Origin of the sequence: Kribbella catacumbae DSM 19601, assembly GCF_000372465.1 — a bacterium.
Classification (GTDB): Bacteria; Actinomycetota; Actinomycetes; order Propionibacteriales; family Kribbellaceae; genus Kribbella; species Kribbella catacumbae.
In genome coordinates this window covers 124274-145900 of record NZ_AQUZ01000017.1, presented here as the reverse complement: position 1 = coordinate 145900, position 21627 = coordinate 124274, and the positions used below count along the sequence as shown (strand labels likewise).

General features: G+C 67.3%; 24 protein-coding genes. 11 read left to right on the top strand and 13 right to left on the bottom strand.

Going from position 1 to position 21627, the window contains the following annotated elements; genetic code table 11:
* Window positions 1-6: 6 nt before the first annotated feature.
* Entirely contained in the window at window positions 7-420 is a 414-nt protein-coding gene (locus A3ES_RS51330; RefSeq protein WP_020388512.1) for an ester cyclase, read from the bottom strand.
* A gap of 99 nt (window positions 421-519) precedes the next feature.
* Here A3ES_RS51330 and A3ES_RS0119435 point away from each other — a divergent pair, with 99 nt between their 5' ends.
* Both A3ES_RS0119435 and A3ES_RS0119430 read left to right on the top strand, forming a co-directional pair.
* On the top strand, window positions 520-3552 hold the full coding sequence (locus tag A3ES_RS0119435) for an ATP-binding protein (RefSeq protein WP_020388511.1): 3033 nt from the start codon (window positions 520-522) through the stop codon (window positions 3550-3552).
* Between the two features lie 166 nt (window positions 3553-3718).
* Window positions 3719-5536 (top strand): metallophosphoesterase, encoded by a 1818-nt coding sequence (locus A3ES_RS0119430; protein WP_157630613.1) that lies wholly within the window; start codon window positions 3719-3721, stop codon window positions 5534-5536.
* Between the two features lie 104 nt (window positions 5537-5640).
* Here the strand turns inward: A3ES_RS0119430 and A3ES_RS51325 are convergent, their stop codons facing one another.
* Complete coding sequence (locus A3ES_RS51325; RefSeq protein ID WP_020388509.1) at window positions 5641-6243, bottom strand: helix-turn-helix domain-containing protein; 603 nt, start codon at window positions 6241-6243, stop codon at window positions 5641-5643.
* Between the two features lie 40 nt (window positions 6244-6283).
* On the bottom strand, window positions 6284-7168 hold the full coding sequence (locus A3ES_RS0119420; protein WP_026163015.1) for an aminoglycoside phosphotransferase family protein: 885 nt from the start codon (window positions 7166-7168) through the stop codon (window positions 6284-6286).
* Window positions 7169-7223: 55 nt separating this feature from the next.
* Here A3ES_RS0119420 and A3ES_RS54115 point away from each other — a divergent pair, with 55 nt between their 5' ends.
* Window positions 7224-7364 carry a hypothetical protein gene (locus A3ES_RS54115; RefSeq protein ID WP_157630612.1) on the top strand — a complete coding sequence of 47 codons (141 nt, stop codon included), beginning with the start codon at window positions 7224-7226 and terminating at the stop codon, window positions 7362-7364.
* Here A3ES_RS54115 and A3ES_RS47640 read toward each other — a convergent pair.
* The gene (locus tag A3ES_RS47640) at window positions 7361-7843 is read right to left on the bottom strand and encodes a MarR family winged helix-turn-helix transcriptional regulator (RefSeq protein WP_020388507.1); all 483 of its coding nucleotides are present in this window, start codon (window positions 7841-7843) and stop codon (window positions 7361-7363) included. The two genes, A3ES_RS54115 and A3ES_RS47640, sit on opposite strands and share 4 nt — an antisense overlap.
* Before the next feature lie 56 nt (window positions 7844-7899).
* Between A3ES_RS47640 and A3ES_RS0119410 the strand changes: the two genes are divergently transcribed.
* The 3 genes from A3ES_RS0119410 to A3ES_RS0119400 are packed head-to-tail and all read left to right on the top strand — an operon-like array spanning window position 7900 to window position 10216.
* Entirely contained in the window at window positions 7900-8847 is a 948-nt protein-coding gene (locus A3ES_RS0119410; RefSeq protein WP_020388506.1) for a glutamate-cysteine ligase family protein, read from the top strand.
* The gene (locus A3ES_RS0119405) at window positions 8844-9821 is read left to right on the top strand and encodes an ATP-grasp domain-containing protein (RefSeq protein WP_020388505.1); all 978 of its coding nucleotides are present in this window, start codon (window positions 8844-8846) and stop codon (window positions 9819-9821) included. The genes A3ES_RS0119410 and A3ES_RS0119405 overlap by 4 nt, the downstream gene beginning before the upstream one ends.
* A complete protein-coding gene (locus tag A3ES_RS0119400; protein ID WP_020388504.1) occupies window positions 9818-10216 on the top strand; it encodes an MAPEG family protein in 399 nt (132 codons plus the stop codon). Before A3ES_RS0119405 ends, A3ES_RS0119400 begins: the two co-directional genes overlap by 4 nt.
* On the opposite strand, the gene A3ES_RS0119395 is transcribed toward A3ES_RS0119400, so the two are convergent.
* From A3ES_RS0119395 to A3ES_RS0119370, 6 genes are all read right to left on the bottom strand, one after another.
* Window positions 10209-11201, bottom strand: coding sequence for a Gfo/Idh/MocA family protein (locus A3ES_RS0119395; RefSeq protein WP_020388503.1), 993 nt, complete (start codon window positions 11199-11201; stop codon window positions 10209-10211). The two genes, A3ES_RS0119400 and A3ES_RS0119395, sit on opposite strands and share 8 nt — an antisense overlap.
* Complete coding sequence (locus A3ES_RS0119390; RefSeq protein WP_020388502.1) at window positions 11201-12196, bottom strand: Gfo/Idh/MocA family protein; 996 nt, start codon at window positions 12194-12196, stop codon at window positions 11201-11203. The genes A3ES_RS0119395 and A3ES_RS0119390 overlap by 1 nt, the downstream gene beginning before the upstream one ends.
* Window positions 12197-12284: 88 nt before the next feature.
* Complete coding sequence (locus tag A3ES_RS0119385) at window positions 12285-13235, bottom strand: hypothetical protein (RefSeq protein WP_020388501.1); 951 nt, start codon at window positions 13233-13235, stop codon at window positions 12285-12287.
* Between the two features lie 10 nt (window positions 13236-13245).
* A complete protein-coding gene (locus A3ES_RS0119380; protein ID WP_157630611.1) occupies window positions 13246-13833 on the bottom strand; it encodes a hypothetical protein in 588 nt (195 codons plus the stop codon).
* A gap of 60 nt (window positions 13834-13893) precedes the next feature.
* Entirely contained in the window at window positions 13894-14409 is a 516-nt protein-coding gene (locus A3ES_RS0119375) for a YceI family protein (protein WP_020388499.1), read from the bottom strand.
* Window positions 14406-14882, bottom strand: a complete 477-nt coding sequence (locus A3ES_RS0119370) for a nuclear transport factor 2 family protein (protein WP_020388498.1) — start codon at window positions 14880-14882, stop codon at window positions 14406-14408. Before A3ES_RS0119370 ends, A3ES_RS0119375 begins: the two co-directional genes overlap by 4 nt.
* 161 nt (window positions 14883-15043) lie before the next feature.
* Here A3ES_RS0119370 and sigJ point away from each other — a divergent pair, with 161 nt between their 5' ends.
* Window positions 15044-15949: an RNA polymerase sigma factor SigJ gene (gene sigJ / locus A3ES_RS0119365; RefSeq protein WP_020388497.1), complete on the top strand. Its 906-nt coding sequence runs from the start codon at window positions 15044-15046 to the stop codon at window positions 15947-15949.
* Window positions 15950-16474: 525 nt separating this feature from the next.
* On the opposite strand, the gene A3ES_RS0119360 is transcribed toward sigJ, so the two are convergent.
* Window positions 16475-16882, bottom strand: a complete 408-nt coding sequence (locus A3ES_RS0119360) for an SgcJ/EcaC family oxidoreductase (RefSeq protein WP_020388496.1) — start codon at window positions 16880-16882, stop codon at window positions 16475-16477.
* A gap of 111 nt (window positions 16883-16993) precedes the next feature.
* On the bottom strand, window positions 16994-17956 hold the full coding sequence (locus A3ES_RS0119355) for a sigma-70 family RNA polymerase sigma factor (protein ID WP_157630610.1): 963 nt from the start codon (window positions 17954-17956) through the stop codon (window positions 16994-16996).
* Window positions 17957-18454: 498 nt separating this feature from the next.
* On the opposite strand from A3ES_RS0119355, the gene A3ES_RS0119350 reads away from it, so the two are divergent.
* The 4 genes from A3ES_RS0119350 (at window position 18455) to A3ES_RS0119335 (ending at window position 20472) form a co-directional block, all read left to right on the top strand.
* Window positions 18455-19273: an LLM class flavin-dependent oxidoreductase gene (locus tag A3ES_RS0119350; RefSeq protein ID WP_020388494.1), complete on the top strand. Its 819-nt coding sequence runs from the start codon at window positions 18455-18457 to the stop codon at window positions 19271-19273.
* A 191-nt stretch (window positions 19274-19464) separates the two neighbouring features.
* Window positions 19465-19791, top strand: a complete 327-nt coding sequence (locus A3ES_RS0119345) for a PadR family transcriptional regulator (RefSeq protein ID WP_020388493.1) — start codon at window positions 19465-19467, stop codon at window positions 19789-19791.
* A complete protein-coding gene (locus tag A3ES_RS0119340) occupies window positions 19788-20144 on the top strand; it encodes a DUF1048 domain-containing protein (protein ID WP_020388492.1) in 357 nt (118 codons plus the stop codon). The genes A3ES_RS0119345 and A3ES_RS0119340 overlap by 4 nt, the downstream gene beginning before the upstream one ends.
* 1 nt (window position 20145) lies before the next feature.
* A complete protein-coding gene (locus A3ES_RS0119335; RefSeq protein WP_020388491.1) occupies window positions 20146-20472 on the top strand; it encodes a DUF1048 domain-containing protein in 327 nt (108 codons plus the stop codon).
* A gap of 34 nt (window positions 20473-20506) precedes the next feature.
* On the opposite strand, the gene A3ES_RS47635 is transcribed toward A3ES_RS0119335, so the two are convergent.
* Window positions 20507-21535: a lipoate--protein ligase family protein gene (locus A3ES_RS47635; RefSeq protein ID WP_020388490.1), complete on the bottom strand. Its 1029-nt coding sequence runs from the start codon at window positions 21533-21535 to the stop codon at window positions 20507-20509.
* Window positions 21536-21627 lie beyond the last annotated feature (92 nt).

Sequence of the window (21627 nt, the reverse complement as noted above, 5' to 3'; positions counted from 1 at the left end):
GGGATCTCAGCCGGCCAGGCCGAGCTGGGTCAGGAAGGTCAGCTGGTCGAAATGCACGTGGTCCTCGGCGATCACGCCGTCGCTGAACCGGGTGAAGTGGGTGTAGGTGAAGTCGAACGGCTTCCCGGTGGCCGGGATGTCGCCGTCCGGCGAGGCGAGCGGCCCGGTGTGGGTCCCGGTGAACCGCACCTCGGCAGCAGCCGTGCCGTCGGCCTCGACGCTGCCCAGGATCTCGTGACGCAGGTCGGGGAAGGCACGCCAGAACACCCCGATCCACGAGGCGATCTCGCCGACGTCGTTGAGCGCTACGCCGGGGGCCCGGACCTGCGCTGATTCGGCGAAGGCGCGGCGTACACCGTCCTCGTCGTGCTGGTCGATGGACTGCAGGTAGCGCTGCAGGACCTCTACATTGGTACCCATGGTGGGCTCCCTTCCATTCTCGGCGCGAACGCGCCGTCACCCGATAGGCGTTCATCCGGGTTGAACGAGGCCGTTCACCGTCGCGGAGGGGGTGCAACCGTGGAGTTCGTCGGGCGGGGACCCGAGCTGCGCGAACTCGCCGACGCCCTCGATGCGGCCCGGGCCGGTCGTGGCGCACTGGTACTGCTCACCGGCGAGGCGGGGATCGGCAAGAGCGCCACGGTCGGGCAGTTCACTGCCGTTGCCGAGCAGGCGGGCACGGCGGTCGCGCGCGGCAGGTGCCTCGAGGGGGCGGCACGGCCGGCGTTTCAACCGTGGTTGCAGATCCAGCAGGCCCTGATGGGCCTTGGCCTGATCCAGGCAGACGCCTGGCCGATCCCGAACCGTGCCGAGTCCTTCCGGGGGGCGTTGCTCGATGACGTCACGTCGGCGCTCATCCGGGCGGCGGCAGGGCACGACCTGACGCTGGTAGTTGAGGACGTGCACGACGCGAACCGCGAGTCCGCCCTGCTGCTGTGGCACCTCGCTGGGCAGCTTCCCGACTCGCGACTGCTCGTGGTGGCGACCTGCCGGCTGGTGGAGGCCCGCCTGCGGCCTGAGATCTCCGACCTCGTCGACGACCTTTCCGCGCGTGCCCAGGTGGTCGCCCTCGGCGCCCTCGGCGAGGAGGAGATCGGGGCGCTGCTCGACAGCGCGGGACTGCAGATGGAGCACGCCGCACCGGTACTGCGCCGTACGGCGGGCAACCCGCTGTTCGTCCACACGGCGATCCGCCTGCTCAGCTCTGGAGGCGGGGCCGGGGTCGAGGCCCTGGAGATCCCGGTGAGCATCCGGCAGGCGGTCCGGCGACAGGTGGCGCTCGCCACGGCCGGGTGTCCATCGCTGCCGGAGTTCCTTGAGGCCGCCGCGGTCGTGGGTGAGGAAGTCGGGCTCGCTGTGATGCGGCACGTCTACTCCGCCGACGACCTCACGGAGGCGGCCGATGCATCGGTGCGGGCGGGCCTGCTCACCGAGGTTCCGATGGCTGTCGGGCGGCTCGCGTTCCCGCACGCCCTGGTACGGGACACGATCTACGCCGGTATCGCGCCGGGGCGGCGGGCCGCCCTGCACGCCAAGGTACTGGCAGCCGGTGAGATCCTCGACCCCGACGAGGCCGCGTACCACGCGGTGCGGGCCGCCATCGCCGGGCACGCGCGCGAGGCGGTCGGCCTTGCCTCTCTGGCGGCCACCCGCGCCCGCAGCATGTACGCGTTCGAGACTGCGGCCGCACACCTGCGTAACGCCCTCGATGCGCTCGATCTGGTCGCACCGCCGGACCCGCTGAAGCGATGTGACCTACTGACGGACCTCGCCGAGGTGTCCGGCCAGGCAGGTGATCCGGCCGCGACCCGCAAGCACGGGTTGCGGGCGGCGGAGATCGCGCAGCGATCCGGTGACCTGTGGCGCACGGCGCGCGCGCTGCTGGCCGCCTCCGCTCAGGTCCCGTTCCTCGAGCACGACGACGAACTTCTCGACCTGATCGGCCGCTGCGCAGGCGAGCTGGGCGACGAGCCGTCGGCGGAGCGAGCCTTGCTGCTCGCCAGGCGGGCGGTACTCGCCGCCGGTCGCGACGACGTCGCGGTGCTCGACCGCGAGACGGCCGAGGCGGTACGGATCGCCGAGCAGGTCGGCGACAAGTCGTTGCGGTTCGACGTCCAGGCGGCGCGGATGCACGCGCTCTGGGGCAGCCCGATCCGGCAGGGCAGGGTCGACGACGCAGCGCGCCTGGTGTCGGCCGCCACCACGGACGACCGCCGCATGCAGGGGCATCTGTGGGCGTTGCATCAGCAGCTCGTCGCGGCGGATGCGCCCGCGGCCCGAGCCGAGCTGCTCGCGATCGAGCAGGTGGCCGACCGCACAGGGTGGGGGCGGCACCGGCTGTATGCCCTCTCCCGGCGGGCCACGATCCAGACCATGGAGGGTGTCCTCGACCTCGCTGCCGAGTCCGTGCAGCGGGCGCACGCCGTAGGACTGCAGGCACACGAGCCGGAGGCGGACGCAGTGCGCTGGGGTCAGCTGTACGCCATCGCCTGGCATCGTGACCTCGATCCCTTGGACCTGGCCTTCGTCGAGCAGGTCGCGCACCGCTCCCTCGGCACGCCGACGAATCGGGTGTTCAGCGCAGCGCTCGCAGTGCTGTGTGTACGGGCGGGCCAGCTGGAGCAAGCCCGCACCCTGTTCCATGACGCGATGGCCGGCGGGGTCACCTCGTTCCCGCGCGACCAGCACCTGCCTTGGCTGCTCGCGCTGCTCGCCTGGTTGGCCTGCGCGTTAGGTGACGCGGACGCCGCACGCGACGTGGATATGTCGTTGGCGCCCTATGACGGCCAGGCGCTGGTGGTCGGCTGTGCCGTCCAATGGATGGGCCTGGTCAGCCACTACCGTGGTATCGCCGCCAAGGCGTACGGCGACCTTCGCACCGCCGCCGGCCGCATCGAACAGGCAAGACGTACCTACGAGCAAATCGGCGCACGACCGTGGGTTGTGCATGCCGTTCGCGACCTTCCCAGCGTCGCACCGCACGTCACTGCGCAGGCCGAGCAGGCCGCCGAGCGACTGGGAATGAGGCCTCGCCTGCCCGGCCACGGCCCAGCCCTGGTTCGCGACGGCGAAATGTGGCGGCTGCACAACGGCACGGCCGAGCTACTGCTGACCGACAGCCTCGGCCTGCACTACCTGGATCAACTACTGCGCAACCCTGGCCGGGAGATCAGCGCCGTCACGCTGGCCGGGTTGCCGGAGGCATCGGTCGAGGACAATGTGCTCGATGACCGGGCACGCCGCGAGTACCGAGCACGGCTCGACGAGCTCGAAGTACAGCTCGATCAAGCCGGTGCCTCGAACGACCTCTCGGCCGCACAGCGAGCCCAGTCCGAGAAGGAGGCCCTGCTGACCGAACTGCGCCGCGCTACCGGGCTGGCCGGGCGGTCCAGGAAGCTGGGCTCCTCGGCCGAGAAGGCACGCCTCAACGTCACGCGGGCCCTGCGGTCGGCCCTCGAACGAATCACCGCGCTGGACCCCGACCTCGGGCGTCAGCTCAGCAGCAGCGTCCGGACCGGCTCCCTGTGCAGCTACGACCCGAGCCGCATCTAGCGACCCAAGCCATAGCCCAGGTGACGCAGGGGCGTCATGATGGGACCGATGGTGTCCGGATATCGGCTTTGGGGGGCGCGCTGTGTCCACGGATCCTCGGGTGGCGGCTGAAGTCAGGTTGGCCAAAGGCAGGTTCGGTGAGCATGCGGTTCGGTGGCTGTCGTTGATGCAGCTGATTCGGACCGCGCAAGAGGTGACGGCGGCGTCGCTGTTCGCGCGGTTCGCCGACAAGCGTGACGTGATGGGCAGCGCCCCGGCCAGCATCTACGCGCTGACGCATCCAGATGACAAGAAGCCGGTCCGGGTCGACTTCACGGCGGACACCGGTGACGGATTCGACGCGACCTTCGCGGTAGCCCGGCTCCTTGCGGGCGGCCTGCCCGTTGATCCCAAGAAGGAGCCCGCAGGTCCGGCCGACCTGCTTGTGCTGGGCGGCGACGAGGTCTATCCGGTGGCCAGCGCCGACGCGTACCGAAAGCGCTTCACTGCTGTGTTCAGGGCCGCCCGCTACTGCTATCCGCAGTTCCTCGATCCCGCTTCCCCCGCCTATGGGCCACCGGTCCTCGCACTCCCCGGGAACCACGACTGGTACGACGGGCTGTCCGCGTTCCGTCGTACCTTCTGCGAGTCATGGACGCGGATGACAGACGAGGTCGACGCCGCCGGCTTGACGCAGGTCGGCGGCTACGAGACCCGTGAAAAGACCACTCAGCGGGAGGTCGCGGGTGGCTGGACCACGATTCAGTCCCGCAGCTACTTCGCGATCCGGGTTCACCCCAACTGGTGGATCTGGGGGGTCGACTCACAACTCAACGCCCCTATCGACTCGGTCCAGCTGGCGTACTTCGACGCGGCCAAGGGCAAACTGAAGGCTGACGACGGCGTCGTACTCTGCACGTCCACTCCGAGCTGGCTGGAAGCCGAGGACGACAGTCCGCCGGCCTTCGACCGGGAAACGCCGATGACCACCATGGTGAACTTCCGCCGCCGGTACCTCGGACTGCCGGAAGACGAGCGGCTCCGGATGATCGTGACTGGGGACAGGCATCACTACGCGGTGTACAACCCGGCCGAGCCACAGCCGACCGACCAGCAGCCGGCCGGGGACGAGAGGCTGAACTGGCTCCCGGGTCCTGTCCTCGTCACTTGTGGCGGCGGTGGTGCATTCACGTCACCCACTCACCATCTGAAGGAAAAGCTGTCGGTGCCCTGGGGGCGGCAGCGGGAAGGCGCTGCACGACCAGTGACGCGGTACAACAGGGGCACTACCTACCCGAGCGTCGACGAGTCGAAGAAGCTCCGTCGAGGGATCTGGACGATGGGGCTGCACAACGGTCCCGGGCTCCCTGCCCTCATCGGCGCGCTCCTGACCTGTGTGTTCTGGACAGTGGCGGGTCGCCCGCTCGATCAAGTCGTGCGATGGCCTTCCGTCATTGCCTGCGTCGTGTTCGCAGCCCTTACCTACGCCTACGCCCTGACCGGGATCCGCGGCCGAAGAGGCCGCTCCTGGAAGTTCCGCCTGATCAAGGTCGGGGTCGCGGCTGTCGCGCATACCGCGGTTCATCTGGTGGCGATCGCGCTGGTCGCCTGGCTGGTCTGGGAACTCAACGGCGCGGGCCGCCCAGCCTGGCTTCTGCTCGCGTACATCCCGTTCGTCATCCTCGGAACCCTGGTATTCACGCTCTACCTGATCGTCAGCGACTGGTTCGGCTACCACGAGACCGAGGCCTTCGCTTCGACCCGGTCATCGAAGTACAAGTCCGTACTCCGCCTCACGTTCGACGAAGCCAAGGTCTCCGTAGACGTCATCGGCCTCGACCAGGTCCCATCCGCCCGCCGCCCGACCACCCCCATCGAGGAAATGCCGCTAACACCACAACAGGTCGACCACTTCAAGGTCACCCGAAAGCCCACCCCACCGGCACCAGAATCAGAGTCGGCTGATGAGGTGGGCGACTCAGAGGGCGTTGGCGAGGACGGTTAGGACTGGGTTCACGCCGCCTGTTGGTGACGTGAGGAAGGCGCGTCAGCGACGTACCGGCAAAGCATGCTGACGAAGGTGCGGCACCACAGGAGCAGGTGAGGCTTCTACGCAGTCATGAGGTCGTGTTCGGAGATGAAGATTCCGCGGTCGGCGAGCCATCGCGGGGTGTTCTTCCTGGTCCAAGCGGCGCCACGGCGGGCGTTGGGCTGGAGCCATGGCTTCTTCAGCCTGGGGGCTTGGGCCCACTCCGGGACGCGCCGGTGGTCACGCTTCTCGAACTCGTGCCAGATCAGAGCGGCAAGTAGCGTCTCGAACCGCGGGTCCGTGATCTCTCGGCTCCGCAGCAACCACGCATCGCTGGCCGGATCATGGCTCCGCAACTGGTAGGCCAGCTGATCACGCGCCTGCAAAGCCAGCTTGAAAGCCCACTCCTCGTCGCCGTCGGCCAGGGCAGCGTTGATCTCGTCGATCGTCCGATCCGGAATCATCCAGCCGTGGTCGCGGCTGCTCTTGAGCCCTCGGGCGGTTCGCAACGCCCGCTGGTAGAGGGCGGCCGACGGGATGGTCCTACCGCTGACATAGGCAGACAGGCGGGGCCGCGAGGTCCCGAGCAGGCGGGCAAACGCCGCTTGCGTCAGACCGGCGTCAACCAGCGCCGACCGCATGTCATCCGCGATCTGCGCCCGCTCATAGTCAGCAACCTCCATGTCCTCCAAAGTATCAAATTCGATACCTCCCGCCAAGCAATCACGAGCGGGCATGGTCCAGAACACGCGCAATCGCCGCCCGGCCCGCCGGCCCCCAGGTCTTCTTCCCGCCGGGCAGACCCCGGTCCCCGGCCCGGCCGATGCTGAGCAGCGCCAGGGACTTCGCCACCGCCCAGCCGAGCGAGCGCTGGATCATGGCGTCATCCACGTCGCCGTACGCGTCGAAGAAGCGGTTGGCCGAATCCGCGGGCAACAGCACCCACGCCGCGGCGAGATCTGTCGCCGGATCGCCTGCGCACAGTTCGCCGAAATCGATCACGCCGGACAGGGCGCCGTCCGCGACGACGACGTTCGCGGGATGAAGGTCGCCGTGCAACCAGACTGGCGCGCCCTGCCAGACCGGGGCGGCGACGGCCGCCTCCCAGGTACGGCGTAAGGCGGCCTCGCTGGCGTCGGCGTACGGGAACCACTGCTCGAGGCCGTCAACGTGGTCGCTCAACCGAGTGCTGCGCGGACTGACCGGCGCGTCGGCAGGAGCCTTCTGGTGCAGGGCTTTGAGGAACTCCGCGAGCGTCTCGGCCGACCCGGCGCTGCTGATCGGAGTACGGTCGGCTGGTTCTCCTGAGACCCACCGGACGACGTGCCAGGTCTTGGGGAATCGCTCCGACGGTTCACCGGACCGCACCGGTACGGGAACCGGCAACGGCAACTCTTCAGCCAGCGACGGCAACCACTGCTGCTCGATCCGCAGCAGTTCGGGTGCACGAGGCGTCCGGGGAATCCGTACTGCGAACTCCTCCCCCAGCCGCCACATCTGGTTGTCCCAGCCTCCGTTCACCTCACGGATCTCCAGCCCGGCCAGATCCGGATGCTGCTGCAGCAAGAGGTCCCGCACCAACGCTTCGTCGACAGCGATCTCACCCATGAAGAAGAAACCTACCCGGCCGGCCGGCCCCTTCGGCTGAGGCAGAATGCCGGGCATGGAGCTACCCGGCGACGGACATGTCCACAGCGAGTGGTCCTGGGATGCCGGGCTCTCCGACGCGGCCGCCCTGGCAGCAGCCAACGGATTCCGCCCCGACCGGAGGCCTGGAGATCCCTGGCTGACCCGGTCTGCCTAAACGGCGTCGGCTTCAGCCTCCTCGCTGGCCCATTGGTCCAGGAGGGGGACGATTCGGGCGAGGATATCGCGCGCCATGGCGTACTCCGCGGCGCCGAACTCGTCCGCGAAGCGCTGCTCGAGTTCGATCAGGTACTGGCGGCCGCCGCCTGCGACCCAGCGGCCGTGTTCGGTGTAGGTGACCAGTTTGGCGCGCCGGTCCTCAGGGTCCGGGCGCATCTCGAGGATGCCCAGGTCGACCATCTCGCGGATCACCTCGCCCATCGACTGCCGCGTGATCCCCGCGCGGGTGGCCATATCGATCGCGCGTGATCCCTCCTCGGCCAAGGTGCCGAAGACGGAGTTGTGGGCCGGCTTCAGCTCCGGGTGACCGCGGCGATGTCCGGTCTGCACCATGTCGGCCTGCAGAGCCCGGTTCGCCCGGTCGACCAGCGCGATCAGCGGCTTCTGGCCGAGCCGGGGCAGATCAACCCTTGACATCCGTAAGGATTCCTTTCAATATTTCGACAGGAGTCCTTACAGTATCAGGGGGAACGATGGAGACCAAGGAGCTACACGCGCTCGTGGCCGGCTTGTTCGCTCGCGGCCACCGCCGGACCACTCGGGTCGCCGTCGAGCAGGAGTTTCTCGTCGCCGACATCGCGACAGGCGCCGCAGTACCGATCGACCGAGTTCGCCGAGCAGCCCGTACGGCGTACGCGAACCCGTACCTCAGCTTCGAACCCGGTGGACAGCTCGAGCTGAGCCTGCCCTGCAGCCTGGATCCGGCCGCCGACCTCTGCGCGCTGACCGACGACCTCCAGCGGCACCTCGCCACGGACGGGATCCGCATCGACGCGCTCCCCTGCGACCCGCGCCCCGAACACGAGGTTCCTCTGCAACTGACGACGCCGCGGTACGTCGCCATGCATCGCCACTTCGACGCGATCGGCCCCGCCGGCCGGCGGATGATGCGCCGTACCGCCTCGACCCAGGCCTGCCTGGACTGGTGGCCGGGGCGCGCCGGCGAGGAGCAGTGGCAGGTCCTCAACCTGGCCGGCCCGTTCCTGGCCGCGAGGTTCGCGCGAAGCACCGGCCTAGAGGGAAGACTCGCCACCTGGCTCGATCTCGACCCAGCCCGGACCGGCTTCGACGACCGTTTGCTGCGGGGCGACCCGATCACGGCCTACACCGAGTTCGCCGCCGGCGCCGCAGTTTTCACCTCTCAAGGCCCGGCCGACCACCTGACCACGCTGTTCCCGCCAGTTCGTCCGCGCGCTACGTACCTCGAAGTCCGCTACCTCGACGCCCAAGAACCTGCCGCCGTCGCTCAAGTGGTCACAGCGCTCTCAACGCTGATGTATGACGACGATCGACGTCAGCGGACACTCCAGGAGCTCCGCCCTGAGCTCCCTCGCTTGGCCGAACACTGGCGGGCCGCAGCGATGGGCGACCCAGCCACAGCTGATCGCGGTCGCGAACTCGATTTGGAGCTAGTGGCATGAACGTCCTCTTCATCACCGACCCACTGGCCGGACTGCAGGCCGACGTCGACGCCACCATCGGCCTGATGACCGCAACTCAAGACCTCGGTCTCGACGTCTGGTACTGCGAACCCGAGGAACTCTCCGTTGCCGACGGCAACCTTCATGTCCGTGCCCACCGACTCCAGCTCCGCCCGCGATGCTCAACCGGCGGCCACCACCGCTGGATCGTCGACCCGACCTGGTTCGACGAGCTCGGCATCGAAGTCCTCGACATCCAAGCGTTCGACCTGGTGCACCTGCGCATCGACCCGCCCGTCGACGAGCGCTATCTCCACACGACCTATCTGCTCGACCTCGCCGAAGACGCCGGCACTCGCGTGATCAACCGCCCCGAAGGAATCCGGGCGATGCACGAGAAGCTCATCGCCCTGCGCTTCCCCGACCTCTGCCCGCCGACGTACGTCGGCGCCGATCTCGCCAGTCTGCGCGATTTCGTCGCAACCGTCGGTACGGCGGTCGTCAAGCCCGTCGACGGTTTCGCCGGCCTCGACGTCTGGCTGGTCGGCAACGACCACTCGGCGATCTCACTGCTCGAATCCGCAACCCGCGGCGGCCGACGTCAGGTGATCGCGCAGCAGTATCTGCCGGCCGTTGAGCACGGCAACAAACGACTGTTCCTGCTCGACGCGGAGATCGTCGGCGCGGTACTACGCCGGCCGTGCGCCGACGACTTCCGGATCGGCCCGCCGATCGCACCCGCGGACATCGACGACGCCGACCGGGCGATCGTCGCCGCGCTCCGCCCGCACCTGCTCCGCCACGGCATCGCACTCGCCGGCCTGGACGTCATCGGCGGCCGGCTGATCGAGGTCAACGTGACCTGCCCAGGGGGCATGCACAAGACCGACGCACTGCTGGGCACCGAGCTCAGCCACGCGATGGTCCACCGTCTCGCCGAATCAACCCGTCAGCTCGAAGGAGTCCTGGGATGAGTACCGTCACGATCGTCTGCATCGCCCTGATGGGTGTGCTGCTGTTCCTGCTCGGCGCCAACGTCACCCGCCACCGCGCGCTCCGCGGCAAGAACGGCGGCGACCAGGCATCGACCGATCCCGCCGACCGGCTCCTGATCGCCGTACGCGCGCACGGCAACGCAGCGGAGTACATCCCGACGCTGATCGTGCTGCTGCTGGTCTGCTCCGCGCTCTCCAGCAGTTGGTGGGTCGAGGCGCTGGCCGTCGCGGCTCTCGGCGTACGGACCACGCACGCCGTCGGCATGCTCCAAGCCAAGACCCTCGCCGCGCACGGCCCACTTCGGGATATTGGTGCCCTAGGCACCTATCTGGTCGGCATCACGCTCGGCGTCACGGCCATCGCGGTCATCTGATCGGCGCGATGGTCTCCGTCCGGGCGCCCTCGTAAGCGGCCAGCAGGATTCCCAGGACGGCGATGCCTTCCTGCTCGGTGTGGAGCGGGCGGGTGTTGCCGAGCAGGGAGTCGGCGAAGTGGCCGATCTCGGCCATGAAGGTGTCGACGGGCTCCAGGTCGTAGGTGTGGGTTTCGCCGGACCGGAGTTGGGTGGTCAGCGAATTGCCGTCGCTGCGCAGGGATCCGAGCTCCCCGACCACGGAGAAGCGCTCGGTGCCCGCGGCCGGCTGGTACGCCCAGCTGGTCACCAGCTGCCCGACAACGCCGTTGTCGAACCTGATCAGCACCTGCGCTGAATCCTCGCCGTCCATGAACTTCAGCCGATGAGTGGACAGCATCGCGGTCGCCTCGACCGGTGAGCCACCGGCCAGGTGCAACATCAGGTACGTCGGGTGGTACCCGGTGTCGATCAGCTCGCCACCGCCGCTCGTCTTGCTGCTAGCGCGCCAGCCCATGGTCGACGGATCGAAGTCGTTGTAGAAGCTGTCGGTGGTTCGCACCTCGTACACGGTGCCGAGGAGTCCTGCGTCGAGCAGCTCCTTCGCCTTGGCCACCGCTGGCATGAACAGCTGGTTGTGCGCGCACATGAGCGTCACGCCATTCGCGCTGACCGCGGCCCGGACATCGGCGGCCTCGTCCGCGGTGAGACACAGCGGCTTCTCGCAAAGGATGTGCTTGCCGGCCTGCGCAGCGGCGACGATCGCATCCCTGTGCAGGTGGTGAGGCAGGCAGATGTCGACCGCGTCGAGCTCCTCAGCCGCGATCATCCGCCCATAGTCCGTGTACGCCGTTGCGCCCAGCTCGCCGCCGCGTGCGGCAGCCGTCTCTTCCACCGCGTCGGCCACCGCGGTGATGCCGATCTTCTCGGCGTGCTCGCGATAGCCCTTGATGTGAGCGGACGCGATGCCCCCGCCGCCGATGAGTCCGACCTTGAGCTGTGCCATCAGACGGCCTCCGGTACGGCGTACGCGATCGCCCGGCCTTGCACCGCAGCCTCGTTGGCGGCGACGACCAGCCGGGTCAGCTCCACCGCCCGGGCGAGGTTGTCGTCCGCCCGCGTGTCGTTGGTGATGTGGTCGACCCATTGCGCGAAGGGGTCTTTGCCATGTTCAGGCACGGGCAGCTGGTGCCCTGCGACCCGCAGTACATTGCCTTCGTCGGTGTAGGTCAGGCTGCCGTCAGTGCCGTAGATCTCGATCGTGAAGGGATTCGGGCTGGCGAACCCTGCCTCGATCACGCCGATCTTCTGGTCTGGATAGCCGACGGTGACGACGGCGTTGTCCTCGAGCCCGCGGCCGGCCACTGAGCGATAGGTCGCGCTGACCGTCTCGGGATCGGCACCGAGGAACAGTTGCAGCAGATAGACCGGGTGGCAGCCGAGATCCGTCAGAGCTCCGCCGATCGCGGCCTGCTGGTCGAAGAACCGCTGCGGCAGCCAGCCTTCCTTGCCGTCTCTCGGAACCGCTCCGTCGTGGGACAGCCGGACCCGGCCGTAGGTGAGTTGACCGAGGCTGCCGCTGTCGATCACCTCTCGGATCGCCTGCGTATACCCGTGGGCGAGCCGGGGCAAGGAGACCACGAGCTTCACGCCGCTCGCGTCGGCCGCGGCGATGATGTCCGTGGCCTCGGTGACGGTCGGCGCGAGCAGCTTCTCGGTGAAGATGTGCTTGCCCGCGCTCGCTGCCCGGACCATCAGGTTGCGATGCGCGGTCGTCGCGGTGGTGATGATGACGCCGTCCAGGTCGGTGCGGCCCAGCAGAGTCCCGAGGTCATCGGTGAACGGGACTCCGAACTGGGCCGCACCGGCCTGTCCGAGCTCCAGGTCGTCATCCCAGACCGCGACGAGTTCCGTGCCGGGATGTTCCTGCGCCTGCCGTGCGTAGTCCTTCGCGTGAACGTGCCAGAACCCCAGGACCGCGAGCTTGAGCCCTTTCGACACCGGCTCCTCCTAGCTGCTGAGCGAAATCGATTTCACGATCGCGCTCCACGCTACAACGGAGGATGCCGGTCGTCAGTCTGGGCGAGTGTCACTCGCCGTTCAGGGGCGGATTGACGCCGAGTCCACTGACCCAGCCGAAGTTGACCGGGTCCGGGAGAGACTCGTCGCCGACCCAGCCGAGCTCCTTCACCACGGTCGCCGGTCCGTCGGCATGCCCGATGGCGTACAGCTTCCCGTTGCGCTGGTTCCGGTCGATCGCGAGCAGCAGGGTGCCGTACTGGCCGCAGCGCTGGGCGATCAGGTCGACGTACGGCTGCCACCAGCTCCCCGACGGCTGGAGCTGCTTGACCGTCGGCTTCATCGTCTCGTCGGTCGGCAGGTGGACGGTGTAGAGCGCTCCACCCTTGGTGGTGGCGATGAAGGTCTCGTACGTCCGGGTCTGACTGATCAACGCCATCGACCGGACCGACGAGAAGCCGGCTGCGCTCACCGGTTTGGTCCAGCTGTCACCGGACATCGTCCAGCGGAACAGCGTGCCGTCGGAGCGCAGCGCGTACTGGTTGATGCGGCGGAACGCGGTCGGCGCGGTCGATTCGTAGTACCGGGAGGTTTCGAAGTCGGTAAAGACGCTCCAGCCGCCGCCGACGCGCTTCTTCAGCAGCGACCCCGGTACCAGCTTGCGCTCCTGGTCGGCCTGGTAGCCGACCTCGTACATCGAGTCGCCGGACACCATCCAGCCGGAGAACAAGGTGCCGGAGTCAACCGATTCGGCCAGCATCGCGCTGCTCAGCCGGGTTTGCGGAAAGACTCCGGTCGCGCCCTTGATCTCGGTCTTGGCCGGTGGCGTGGTTGCTTCGAAGTCGCGCTGGATGTGATCGCCGGCGGCCGTCAGCGACATCGAGTACGCCTTGCAGGCGGCTGTCGCTTGTTGACCGGCCGTCGGTGCGGCGATCGAGGAGCTGACTGCCAGGCCGGACATCATCGCTGTTCCGGCCGCGACGGCCAGTGCGCGACGGATCCAGGGGTTGTTGCTGGTCATATTGATTCCTTCACTCGCCTGAGAGGGGTTTGGTCGCCCACGGACGGCCGGTCAGTCGGAAGTACGCCTCGTCGCCCTGGAGGTTGTCGACCACTCCGAGGCTCTGGATCGCGGTCGCAGTACCGTTCGCGTGCCCGACGGCGTACAGGTCAGCGGAGCTCGTGTTCGTGTCGATGGCGAGCAGCAGCGTGCCGCTCTGGCCGCAACGCTCGGCGACCAGCGTCTCGTACTTCTGCCAGTTCCCTTGGCGAACCAGCTTGAGCACCGGCTTCATCGGCGAGGTCAGCGGGATCCGTACCGTGTAGAGCGCGCCGCTGCGCGTCGTACCGAGGAAGGTGTCGTAGGTCCGCGTCAGGCTGATCAGGGCCATCGTCCGGAACGAGGCGTACCCGGGGTCCGCGCCTGTCTGGGTCAGTACCCAGTTGTGTTCGTCCATCGCCCACCGCATCAGCATGCCGTCGGCGCGGATCGCGCCCAGCGACATCGTGCAGGCGGCCGCCGCCGCACCCTGCGCCGACCCCGGCACCACCACGACGGTCGCCAGCAGCACGCCGGCCATGCCGGTCCGCCACAGTCTCCGTCTCTTCAGCAATTTCATTGTTGCCCCAGTTGTGAGAGAGCGTCACTACCGGGGATGATGCGCCGAACGCGGGAAAAATTATCGGAGCCTGACCGCGGCGACCTCCAGTTCCAGCGTGACCTCCGCACCGACGAAGAATCCACCGGCCTCGAACCAGCTGACGCCCCAGTCCTTGCGGTTGATCGTCGCCTTGCCCTCGAACCGGAGCTCGTCAGCGCTCATCAGTTCGAACGTCACGGTAACCGGCAACGTGTCGCCGTGGATGGTGAGGTCGCCGGTGACGGCGAAGTGGGTCTCGTCCGTCTGCTCCACCTTGGTCGAGGTGAACGTCATGGCCGGATGATCGGCTGTCTCCAGGTAGCTCTTGCGCAGGTGGTTGTCGCGCCGCGTGTTGCGGGTCTGGATGCTCTTCGCCTGGATCGTGATCTTGACCGACGACCTCGACGGGTCGTCGCCATCCAGCCGGGCGGTGCCGTCGAAGTCGTCGAACTGCCCACGCACTTTGCTGACCAGCACGGTCGGTACGACGAAGCCGATCCTGCTGCCGGCGCTGTCCAGGCGGTAGTCGCCGGTGAGTTCACTGAGCTTCGTCATGCGTGGACGCCTGCCGGCAGGTCGAATTCGGTCGTGGCGGTCGGGACCGAGCCGGTCAGCGGGGTGGTGTCGTAGTACAGGATCTCGTAGACGCGTTCGGTGAACTTCCAGCCGTCCGCGGTGCGCTGATAGCGGTCGTGGTACCGGGCGTAGTTCCGGTGCGAGGCGCCGTCGTGGAAGCGGCCGAACTCCTCGATGTAGGTGCGCCCGGTCGCGGTGTCGCCCTCGAGCTGGATCGGGCCTGGGTGCACCGTTTGCACGAAGAACTCCCAGAGGCCCCGCAGCCGCTCGACGCCGGCCCGGATGTCCGCACGGCTGGTGAACTCGATTTTCGCGTGGGGCATCCGCAAGGCGCCGTCCGGGGTGAAGGTCGCCGCGAACCCGTCCCAGTCGCGCATCAGCGACGAGTCCGTGAACCCGCACCGCAGCGCCTCGATCTCCAACCGGTCGGCGATAGCCTGAATGTCGCTCACTTCGATCCTCTCCTCTGGTCCGTTTCGTCTCTCCACCCCCGACGAGACAGCCGGCCCGGATGTGAGGGCACGTGGGGGCCGGCCAGCCGCAGACCTCACAGTCCGGCACGCTGTCTCGTCGGACTGATCGAGAGCCCGAAACGACCGAAGGAGGCGCGACCGTGACCAGCGGTGATCCGAATCTGAGCGCGATCATGAGCGAGCGGCGTCAGCTGATCAACCTCGCTTACCGGCTGGTCGGATCGCTGGCGGACGCGGAGGACGTCGTACAGGAGACGTATGCCCGCTGGTACGCCCTGACCCGGGAGGAGCAGGACGCCATCCGCTCCCCCGGCGCCTGGCTGACCACGGTCGCGAGCCGCATCTGCCTCGACCTGCTCGGATCGGCGCGAGTCCGGCGGGAGAACTATGTCGGAGAGTGGATCCCTGAGCCGATCCCAGACCAGTCGGAATGGACCGGCGGGCGCACGACCGGCAGCACCGCGGACCCGGCCGACCGGGTCACCCTCGATGAGTCGGTCAACATGGCCTTCCTTGTCGTCCTCGAATCTATGACTCCGGCTGAGCGGGTCGCCTTTATCCTTCACGATGTCTTCCGGTACTCGTTCCCTGAAGTCGCGGGCATCGTCGGTCGTACGCCGGCTGCCTGCCGTCAGTTGGCTACGTCAGCGCGGCGTCGGCTTCGTACGTCGCAGGAACCCCCGGCTCCGGCGGCCGAGTGCGCGGCGATCGTGCGGGACTTCAAGCAGGCCTGGGAAGCCAAAGACATCGAGGCCCTGATCGGCCTCCTCGACCCAACCGCCACCGCAACCGGCGACGGCGGCGGCCTCGCCACTGCCGCCCTCCACCCGGTCGAAGGCGGCGAGCTGGTCGCCCAGTACTTCGTGGACCTCGCCGAACGGGCCGGCCACCTGACAATCGTCGAACGCACGGTCAACGGCCAGCCCGGGTTGGTTGTCATGGACAACGACGTGGCGGCAGCGGTCCTGGCGTTCGATGTCGTGGGCGACCGGATCAGCAACATCTGGGCCGTGCGCAACCCCAACAAACTCCGCCCTTGGCAGTAAACCCCACGCCTGCTCAGTCGTCCGCTCCTGCGTCGCCTGCTTGGTGAAGGCAGGGGCCGATGGTCAGCGTGGCGGGGTCGGTGTGGTGCGTGGGCTCCTGCGTCGCCCACTTGGCGAAGGCGCTGGATGGCGGCGGGACTGGGGTGGTTACCGTGGTTGCACGCGGACTCCTAGCGAGGGTAGGCGAGTCGCGGATGCCGTCCCGACCGACAGGACATAGTGCGGCTATCGGGCCGGGCAAACGTTTGCGCGGCCTGTTTTGGGGACTATGTCCTGTCGGTCGGGACGGTCCCGCGGCTCACGAGGGCGTGCGCGGCGCTGGAACGCGCTGGCTCCTGCGTCGCCCGCTAGGTGAAGGCGGCGGTCCGAGGTCGTTGCCGTGGTTGCAGTGGTTGGGGTGGCGCGTGGGCTCCTGCGTCGCCAGCTTGCGGGAAGGTGCTGGGTGGCGGCGGGTCTGGGGTGGGTCAGTGATGTCAGACCCGCTCGCCACTACGCACCTTCATCACCAGGTACGGCGAAGGCTCACTACACAGGCGCCAGCACCGGGCTGTTGTGATAGGCAACGATCAGCCACTGAGCATCCCGCTTCTCGAAAACCCAGGTCGCGTTCACCTTGCCGCTCTCCGGGACCTCGGTCTGGCCAGGGAACAGGATGCCGGATTCGCTGATGACGATCGCGGCGTCCCTGCCGACGAAGCGGAGGCTCAGTTGCTTGTTGTAGGTGGAGCTGCCCTTGAGCGGCCCCTCGAAAGCCATCGCCATGCTCTCGCGAATTACATCGCGGCTGTCGCCGAGCGAGCCGGTCATGATGGCGGTCGCATCCTCGGCGTAGTTGGCGACCATGCCGGCGGCGTCGCCGGCTTCCCACGCTTTGTAGGAGTCAGCCAGAACGGCCTGGATGGCGGCCTCGTCTGCCGGACGACTGTATGACATCGGATTCTCCCTTGCGATCGGCCCGCCGGGGTGTTCCGGTGGGCTCGGGAGTACATACCGTCGGCAGGCCCGAAACTCATCGCGCCCGTGAAAAAAGATGCTGGCAAGTCCCTAGGCGTCGAGTCTGGCCGCCAGGCCGAAGGATGCGAAGACCTCGGGATCCTGGAACACCGAGTTCCGGCTGATGCCGTCGGTGGTGACCGTGAGGATCTGGAGCGTGTGCAGCTCGTATCCCCCGCCAACGCGCCGGTACGCCGCGAAAGCGGGCTGGCCGTTGGCGGCTACGGGCTTCAGTTGCCAGTCTGTTCCGGCCTTCGTCAAGACCCATTCCATGAACAGGCCGTAGTTGTCGCGGCCGGTGAACCAGTTGAGCATCGGCGGCATTTCCAGGAGCACGTCCTCGGTGAGCAGTCGCTTGAGCCCCTCGATGTCGGCGTTCAGGAAGGCTTTCATGAAGCGCTCTACCCAGGCTCGCTGCTCGGCCTCGAGCGGCTCGCTGACACCATCGTGCTGGATCCCGACCTCCTTCAGCCGGGTACGCGCCCGCTGCAGGGAACTGTTCACCGACACGGCAGTGGTGCCGAGGATCTCCGCCGCCTCGGCCGCGGAGAAGCTGAGCACGTCACGCAGGATCAGCGCGCCGCGCTGACGCGCCGACAGGTGTTGCAGGGCTGCGGCAAACGCCAGACGCAGACTGCTGCGGTCGATCACGGTCCCGACGGGATCGCCGCCGGTCAGCAACGAGTCCGGCAGCGGCTGCAGCCAGGGCACGTTGTCCCCCAGGACGAGCGGCGCGAGCGGCTCCGACTCGGCCACCAACCCCGACGGCAAGGGCCGACGCCCATGACCCTTCAACGCGGTCAGGCAGACGTTCGTCGCGATCCGGTAGAGCCACGTCCGTACGGAGCTACGGGATTCGTCGTACTGCGCCCGCGCGCGCCACGCCCTCAGGTACGTGTCCTGAACCAGGTCCTCAGCATCGTGAACCGTGCCAAGCATCCGATAGCAGTACGCCAGCAACTCCGAACGAAACGGTTCGATCAGCCGATCGAAGCCTTCTACGTCCGCCGTCACACCCACGCCCCTTCGCTGCCCCGATCAACCTCACCGTACCCGGGCGACTGTAGTGGTGAGTTCCAACAACCATGGAGATACCACTTCGCGGTACCGATGCCGAGGGCAAGGACAGGGTGCCGATTACCGGTGCTCGAGGCTCAGGCGGTCAGGTTCCGGCCACTCGGTCACCGAAGCCACTACGGGCCACGCGGACCTCGAGGAATCCAGGAAGTAGACCTGCGGGTCGTTGTAGCTACCGTAGTCCCACTGGTGGTCACACCACTGCCGCGCCGTTCCCTCGGTCAGGCAGGCCAGGGCGGACTGATTGGGCGGACTGGACGGCGGCGCTAGTCCCTTGTTCAGTACTCCGGTAACGCCGCTGCTGATCGCCGACCACGGCGGTTCATCTCCGATCGAAGTGTCGACGTTCTTGGGCGGGGTTGTCGGATTCCGGGTAGCGGGTTCGTGGATAGGGCAACCGGACCGAACAAGGTCCCAGGCTCAAGGAGAACCACGATGAACGACCAGGCCAGGCGCGTAACCAGACCATTCCGATTCGGGGTCGTTGCGCCGATCGGTTCTGACCTGCCGACGTGGCGAGACCGCGTGCGCCGCATCGCCGCCAGCGGCTACTCAACGTTGCTGATGCCCGACGTTCCTACCTGGCAACCAGCAATTGGCCCCACGCTGGCAACCGCGGCCGCGCTCGCTGACCTGCGGATCGGCTCGTGGGTCTATGCCGCCGCGCTGCGCGAACCATGGAGTACAGCATGGGAGGCCCACTCACTCTCAGTACTCACGGAAGGCCGCTTCGAAATGGGCATCGGCGCCGGCCGTCCCGGGATCGAAGTCGAGCTGGGGCTGCCTGTCGTCTCCCCGGCTGAGCGTCGTGCCAGGATGCGCGAGACCGTGGCCGCCCTGCGTACGTTTGATGGCCCCGATCTGCACACGCCGGTTGTCATGGCGGTGAGCGGACCGAAATCGCAGGCGCTGGCGCTCGAAGTCGCTGACGCAGTCACGTTCGTACTCTCACCGGAAGATGATCGGGTCGAAACCACGAACCGGGTACGCGACTTTCCTGAGGGCCGGGACATCGAACTCGGCCAGCACGTCGCCGCTGTCGGTGACGGTGTCGCTCCGTTCATGGCACCGCCCAACCTCGACACCGCGGCGCTTCGCGCGGCCGACTCGCTCGTCATACTTCCGAGTGACCCCGCGGCAGCCGCCGAAGAAATCCAACGACGGCGCGAGGAGATCGGCTTCTCCTACTTCGTCATCGGCGCCGACTTTGCCGACACACTCGCGCCGGTCGTGGCCAAGCTGGCCGGACAGTAGGCGGCCCACGCCTCGCAGGTCAACTAGGCGACAGCGATCGCATCGTGCATCAGGTCTTCTGGACGGGCGCCTGCCGAGGTCGCGTCCAGGTCGATCATCTCCGGGGTCGCGGGCGACCACCCACTACTCGGTGGTACGGTATAGTGGTACTCGGTACCACCGAGTACCAGGAGGATCGAAGAGGACCCACGATGGACGACCTGACGGAGATGCTGAAGGGCACGCTCGAGGGCTGCGTGCTGGAAATCATCGGCAGCGACGAGACCTACGGGTACGCCATCACACGCCGGCTGAACGAACTCGGCTTCACCGAGGTCATCGAGGGCACGGTTTACACCATCCTGCTGCGACTGGAGAAGAACAGGCTCGTCCAGGTCACGAAACGGCCGTCCGGGCAGGGCCCGCCGCGCAAGTTCTACGCACTCAACGACGCGGGGCGCAAAGAACTCGCGACGTTCTGGGCGAAATGGGAGTACGTGACAGCACGGATCGACAAGCTCAAGGAGGGCGGGAGATGAACTTCTGGGAGACCATCACCGGCAGCGATCTCACCAGGGAATGGAAGGCGTTCGAAGCCCGGGCCGAGGCATTGCCGAACGACTACCGGGCGGCGTGGGACGAGATCAAGAGTCATCTCTCACCCTACTCGGACCTCACCGGCCGAAACCTGATGCCGATCCTCGACGGCGCCCTGGGGCTGCTCGAAGAGACAGCGGCCGACGGGCAAAGCATCTATCACGTAGTCGGTGACGACATCGAGGGCTTCAGCGCGGCGCTGGCCGGCGGCAGGGAGGCTCGCACCTATCGCGACCGGTGGCGCGAGCAGTTGAACAGGAACGTCGCAAGGAAACTCGCCAAGCTAGGAGGCTGACGTGGGCATCCAGGACATCATCGAGGGCAAGAAGCAGTGGCGGGCGCACCTGGCGCGAGTCAAGGCGCTCCCGCCGGACTACCAGATCGTCTACAAGGAGATCCAGAGGTACCTCTTCAAGGTTGGACCGCTCGACCTGGTTGACGGGTCCCTGCTCACAGGGATCGTCGACTTTTTCGAGGAGGGCGCCGCGGCCGGTAAGGGAGTTCTGGAACTCATCGGCACCGATGTTGCCGCGTTCTGCGACGACCTGGTCAAGGACTCGCCCACCTACGCGGACATCTATCAGAAGTCCATCAAGAGGGAACCCGGCCCGGCCGAGAAGTAACGCCGGCCAACCAAGGCCCGCATCCGGGCAGCGACTAGATTCGATGGTCGGCCGCGGACGAGGCGGCCAGCTCCAGGGTTGGGTGGTCAAGGAGCGATGGGGCGATTCCGGCGGCGAAGGTCGCGTGGAAGTGGTGTTCGACGGCGGTCGCCGTCAGGTCGGGGCGTTCGGTTGACAGGGAGCCGACGGTGGCCGGGTCGAAGGGGAGCTCCAGGTTGGCGTAGACCTCGGTCAGGAGGGATCGGATCAGGTCGGCGTCGCCGATGACGGTCAGGGAGCTGAAGAGCCAGGCGTTCCGTACGACTCGCTGGCCCGTACCGACCAGCTTGACGGCGCCACGAGCGTTGATGCTCTCTGGGCCCGGGCAGTACTCGCCGGGGATTTCGCCGACCCGTGCATCGATGTCGATCGCCCGGAGCGTATCGGCGTACAGCTGACCGAAAGCCTTGAAGCGGCTCTGCTGGTCCTCGGTCGCTCGCAGGTCAGGCCGTACGTGGTCGATCACCAGCGCTTCCGACGTATAGGCGACAGGCCGCCCACCAACCGCGCGCACAAGTGGCACGAACCCGGCGTCACGACCGACCCGTACTGCGGCCTCGAAGCCAGGGTGCCGCGTGTCCCGGCGCCCGAAGACCAGCACCGGCTCGGCCGGCCGATAGATCCGTAGCGCCTCCACCAACTCCCCCGCAGACGCACGTCGCACCATCGCGGTCGCGACAGCCAACTCCACCGCCGGCTCACCAACCGGCCCCGAGAACACCCGCATACCAAGCATCGTGCCACGCTGTTCCTCTACGCCAAGACCAAGGGCGAGCTCCTCCTGCTGGTGCAGAATTCCACGTACGCCGAAGCGCTCGCAGAAGGCAGGTCGGCGGCCGAGAGCATCCCCGACGTACTCGACGCGGTGATGGCGATCGTCCGCCCGGTCGTGGAGTGCAACCGCAAACAGGTCGACAACGGGCGGACCTACCTGCGGGAGATCGTCTTCGGCGACCCCGAGGAGGGTAAGGCCAACAGCCGGGTCCTCGACGATCGTGGTCCAGGGCGACAATCCTGGCTGCACCGGCGTACCTTAGCGGCAATCGGTACGGGATCGAGGCCTTCTCACACGCTTCTAACACCGATTCGGATTCGACCCGAAGGTCATGCATCCTG

Excerpts from the sequence above, each read along its gene's own strand:
- A3ES_RS54115 (WP_157630612.1), top strand. The coding sequence starts at position 7,224 with ATGGAGCTACCCGGCGACGGACATGTCCACAGCGAGTGGTCCTGGGAT.
- A3ES_RS51325 (WP_020388509.1), bottom strand. The coding sequence starts at position 6,243 with ATGGAGGTTGCTGACTATGAGCGGGCGCAGATCGCGGATGACATGCGG.
- A3ES_RS0119340 (WP_020388492.1), top strand. The coding sequence starts at position 19,788 with ATGAACTTCTGGGAGACCATCACCGGCAGCGATCTCACCAGGGAATGG.
- A3ES_RS0119395 (WP_020388503.1), bottom strand. The coding sequence starts at position 11,201 with ATGGCACAGCTCAAGGTCGGACTCATCGGCGGCGGGGGCATCGCGTCC.
- A3ES_RS0119410 (WP_020388506.1), top strand. The coding sequence starts at position 7,900 with ATGGAGACCAAGGAGCTACACGCGCTCGTGGCCGGCTTGTTCGCTCGC.
- A3ES_RS0119350 (WP_020388494.1), top strand. The coding sequence starts at position 18,455 with ATGAACGACCAGGCCAGGCGCGTAACCAGACCATTCCGATTCGGGGTC.
- A3ES_RS0119420 (WP_026163015.1), bottom strand. The coding sequence starts at position 7,168 with ATGGGTGAGATCGCTGTCGACGAAGCGTTGGTGCGGGACCTCTTGCTG.
- A3ES_RS0119380 (WP_157630611.1), bottom strand. The coding sequence starts at position 13,833 with ATGAAATTGCTGAAGAGACGGAGACTGTGGCGGACCGGCATGGCCGGC.
- A3ES_RS51330 (WP_020388512.1), bottom strand. The coding sequence starts at position 420 with ATGGGTACCAATGTAGAGGTCCTGCAGCGCTACCTGCAGTCCATCGAC.
- A3ES_RS0119360 (WP_020388496.1), bottom strand. The coding sequence starts at position 16,882 with ATGTCATACAGTCGTCCGGCAGACGAGGCCGCCATCCAGGCCGTTCTG.
- A3ES_RS0119345 (WP_020388493.1), top strand. The coding sequence starts at position 19,465 with ATGGACGACCTGACGGAGATGCTGAAGGGCACGCTCGAGGGCTGCGTG.
- A3ES_RS0119430 (WP_157630613.1), top strand. The coding sequence starts at position 3,719 with ATGCAGCTGATTCGGACCGCGCAAGAGGTGACGGCGGCGTCGCTGTTC.
- A3ES_RS47640 (WP_020388507.1), bottom strand. The coding sequence starts at position 7,843 with ATGTCAAGGGTTGATCTGCCCCGGCTCGGCCAGAAGCCGCTGATCGCG.
- A3ES_RS0119375 (WP_020388499.1), bottom strand. The coding sequence starts at position 14,409 with ATGACGAAGCTCAGTGAACTCACCGGCGACTACCGCCTGGACAGCGCC.
- A3ES_RS0119385 (WP_020388501.1), bottom strand. The coding sequence starts at position 13,235 with ATGACCAGCAACAACCCCTGGATCCGTCGCGCACTGGCCGTCGCGGCC.
- A3ES_RS0119400 (WP_020388504.1), top strand. The coding sequence starts at position 9,818 with ATGAGTACCGTCACGATCGTCTGCATCGCCCTGATGGGTGTGCTGCTG.
- A3ES_RS0119405 (WP_020388505.1), top strand. The coding sequence starts at position 8,844 with ATGAACGTCCTCTTCATCACCGACCCACTGGCCGGACTGCAGGCCGAC.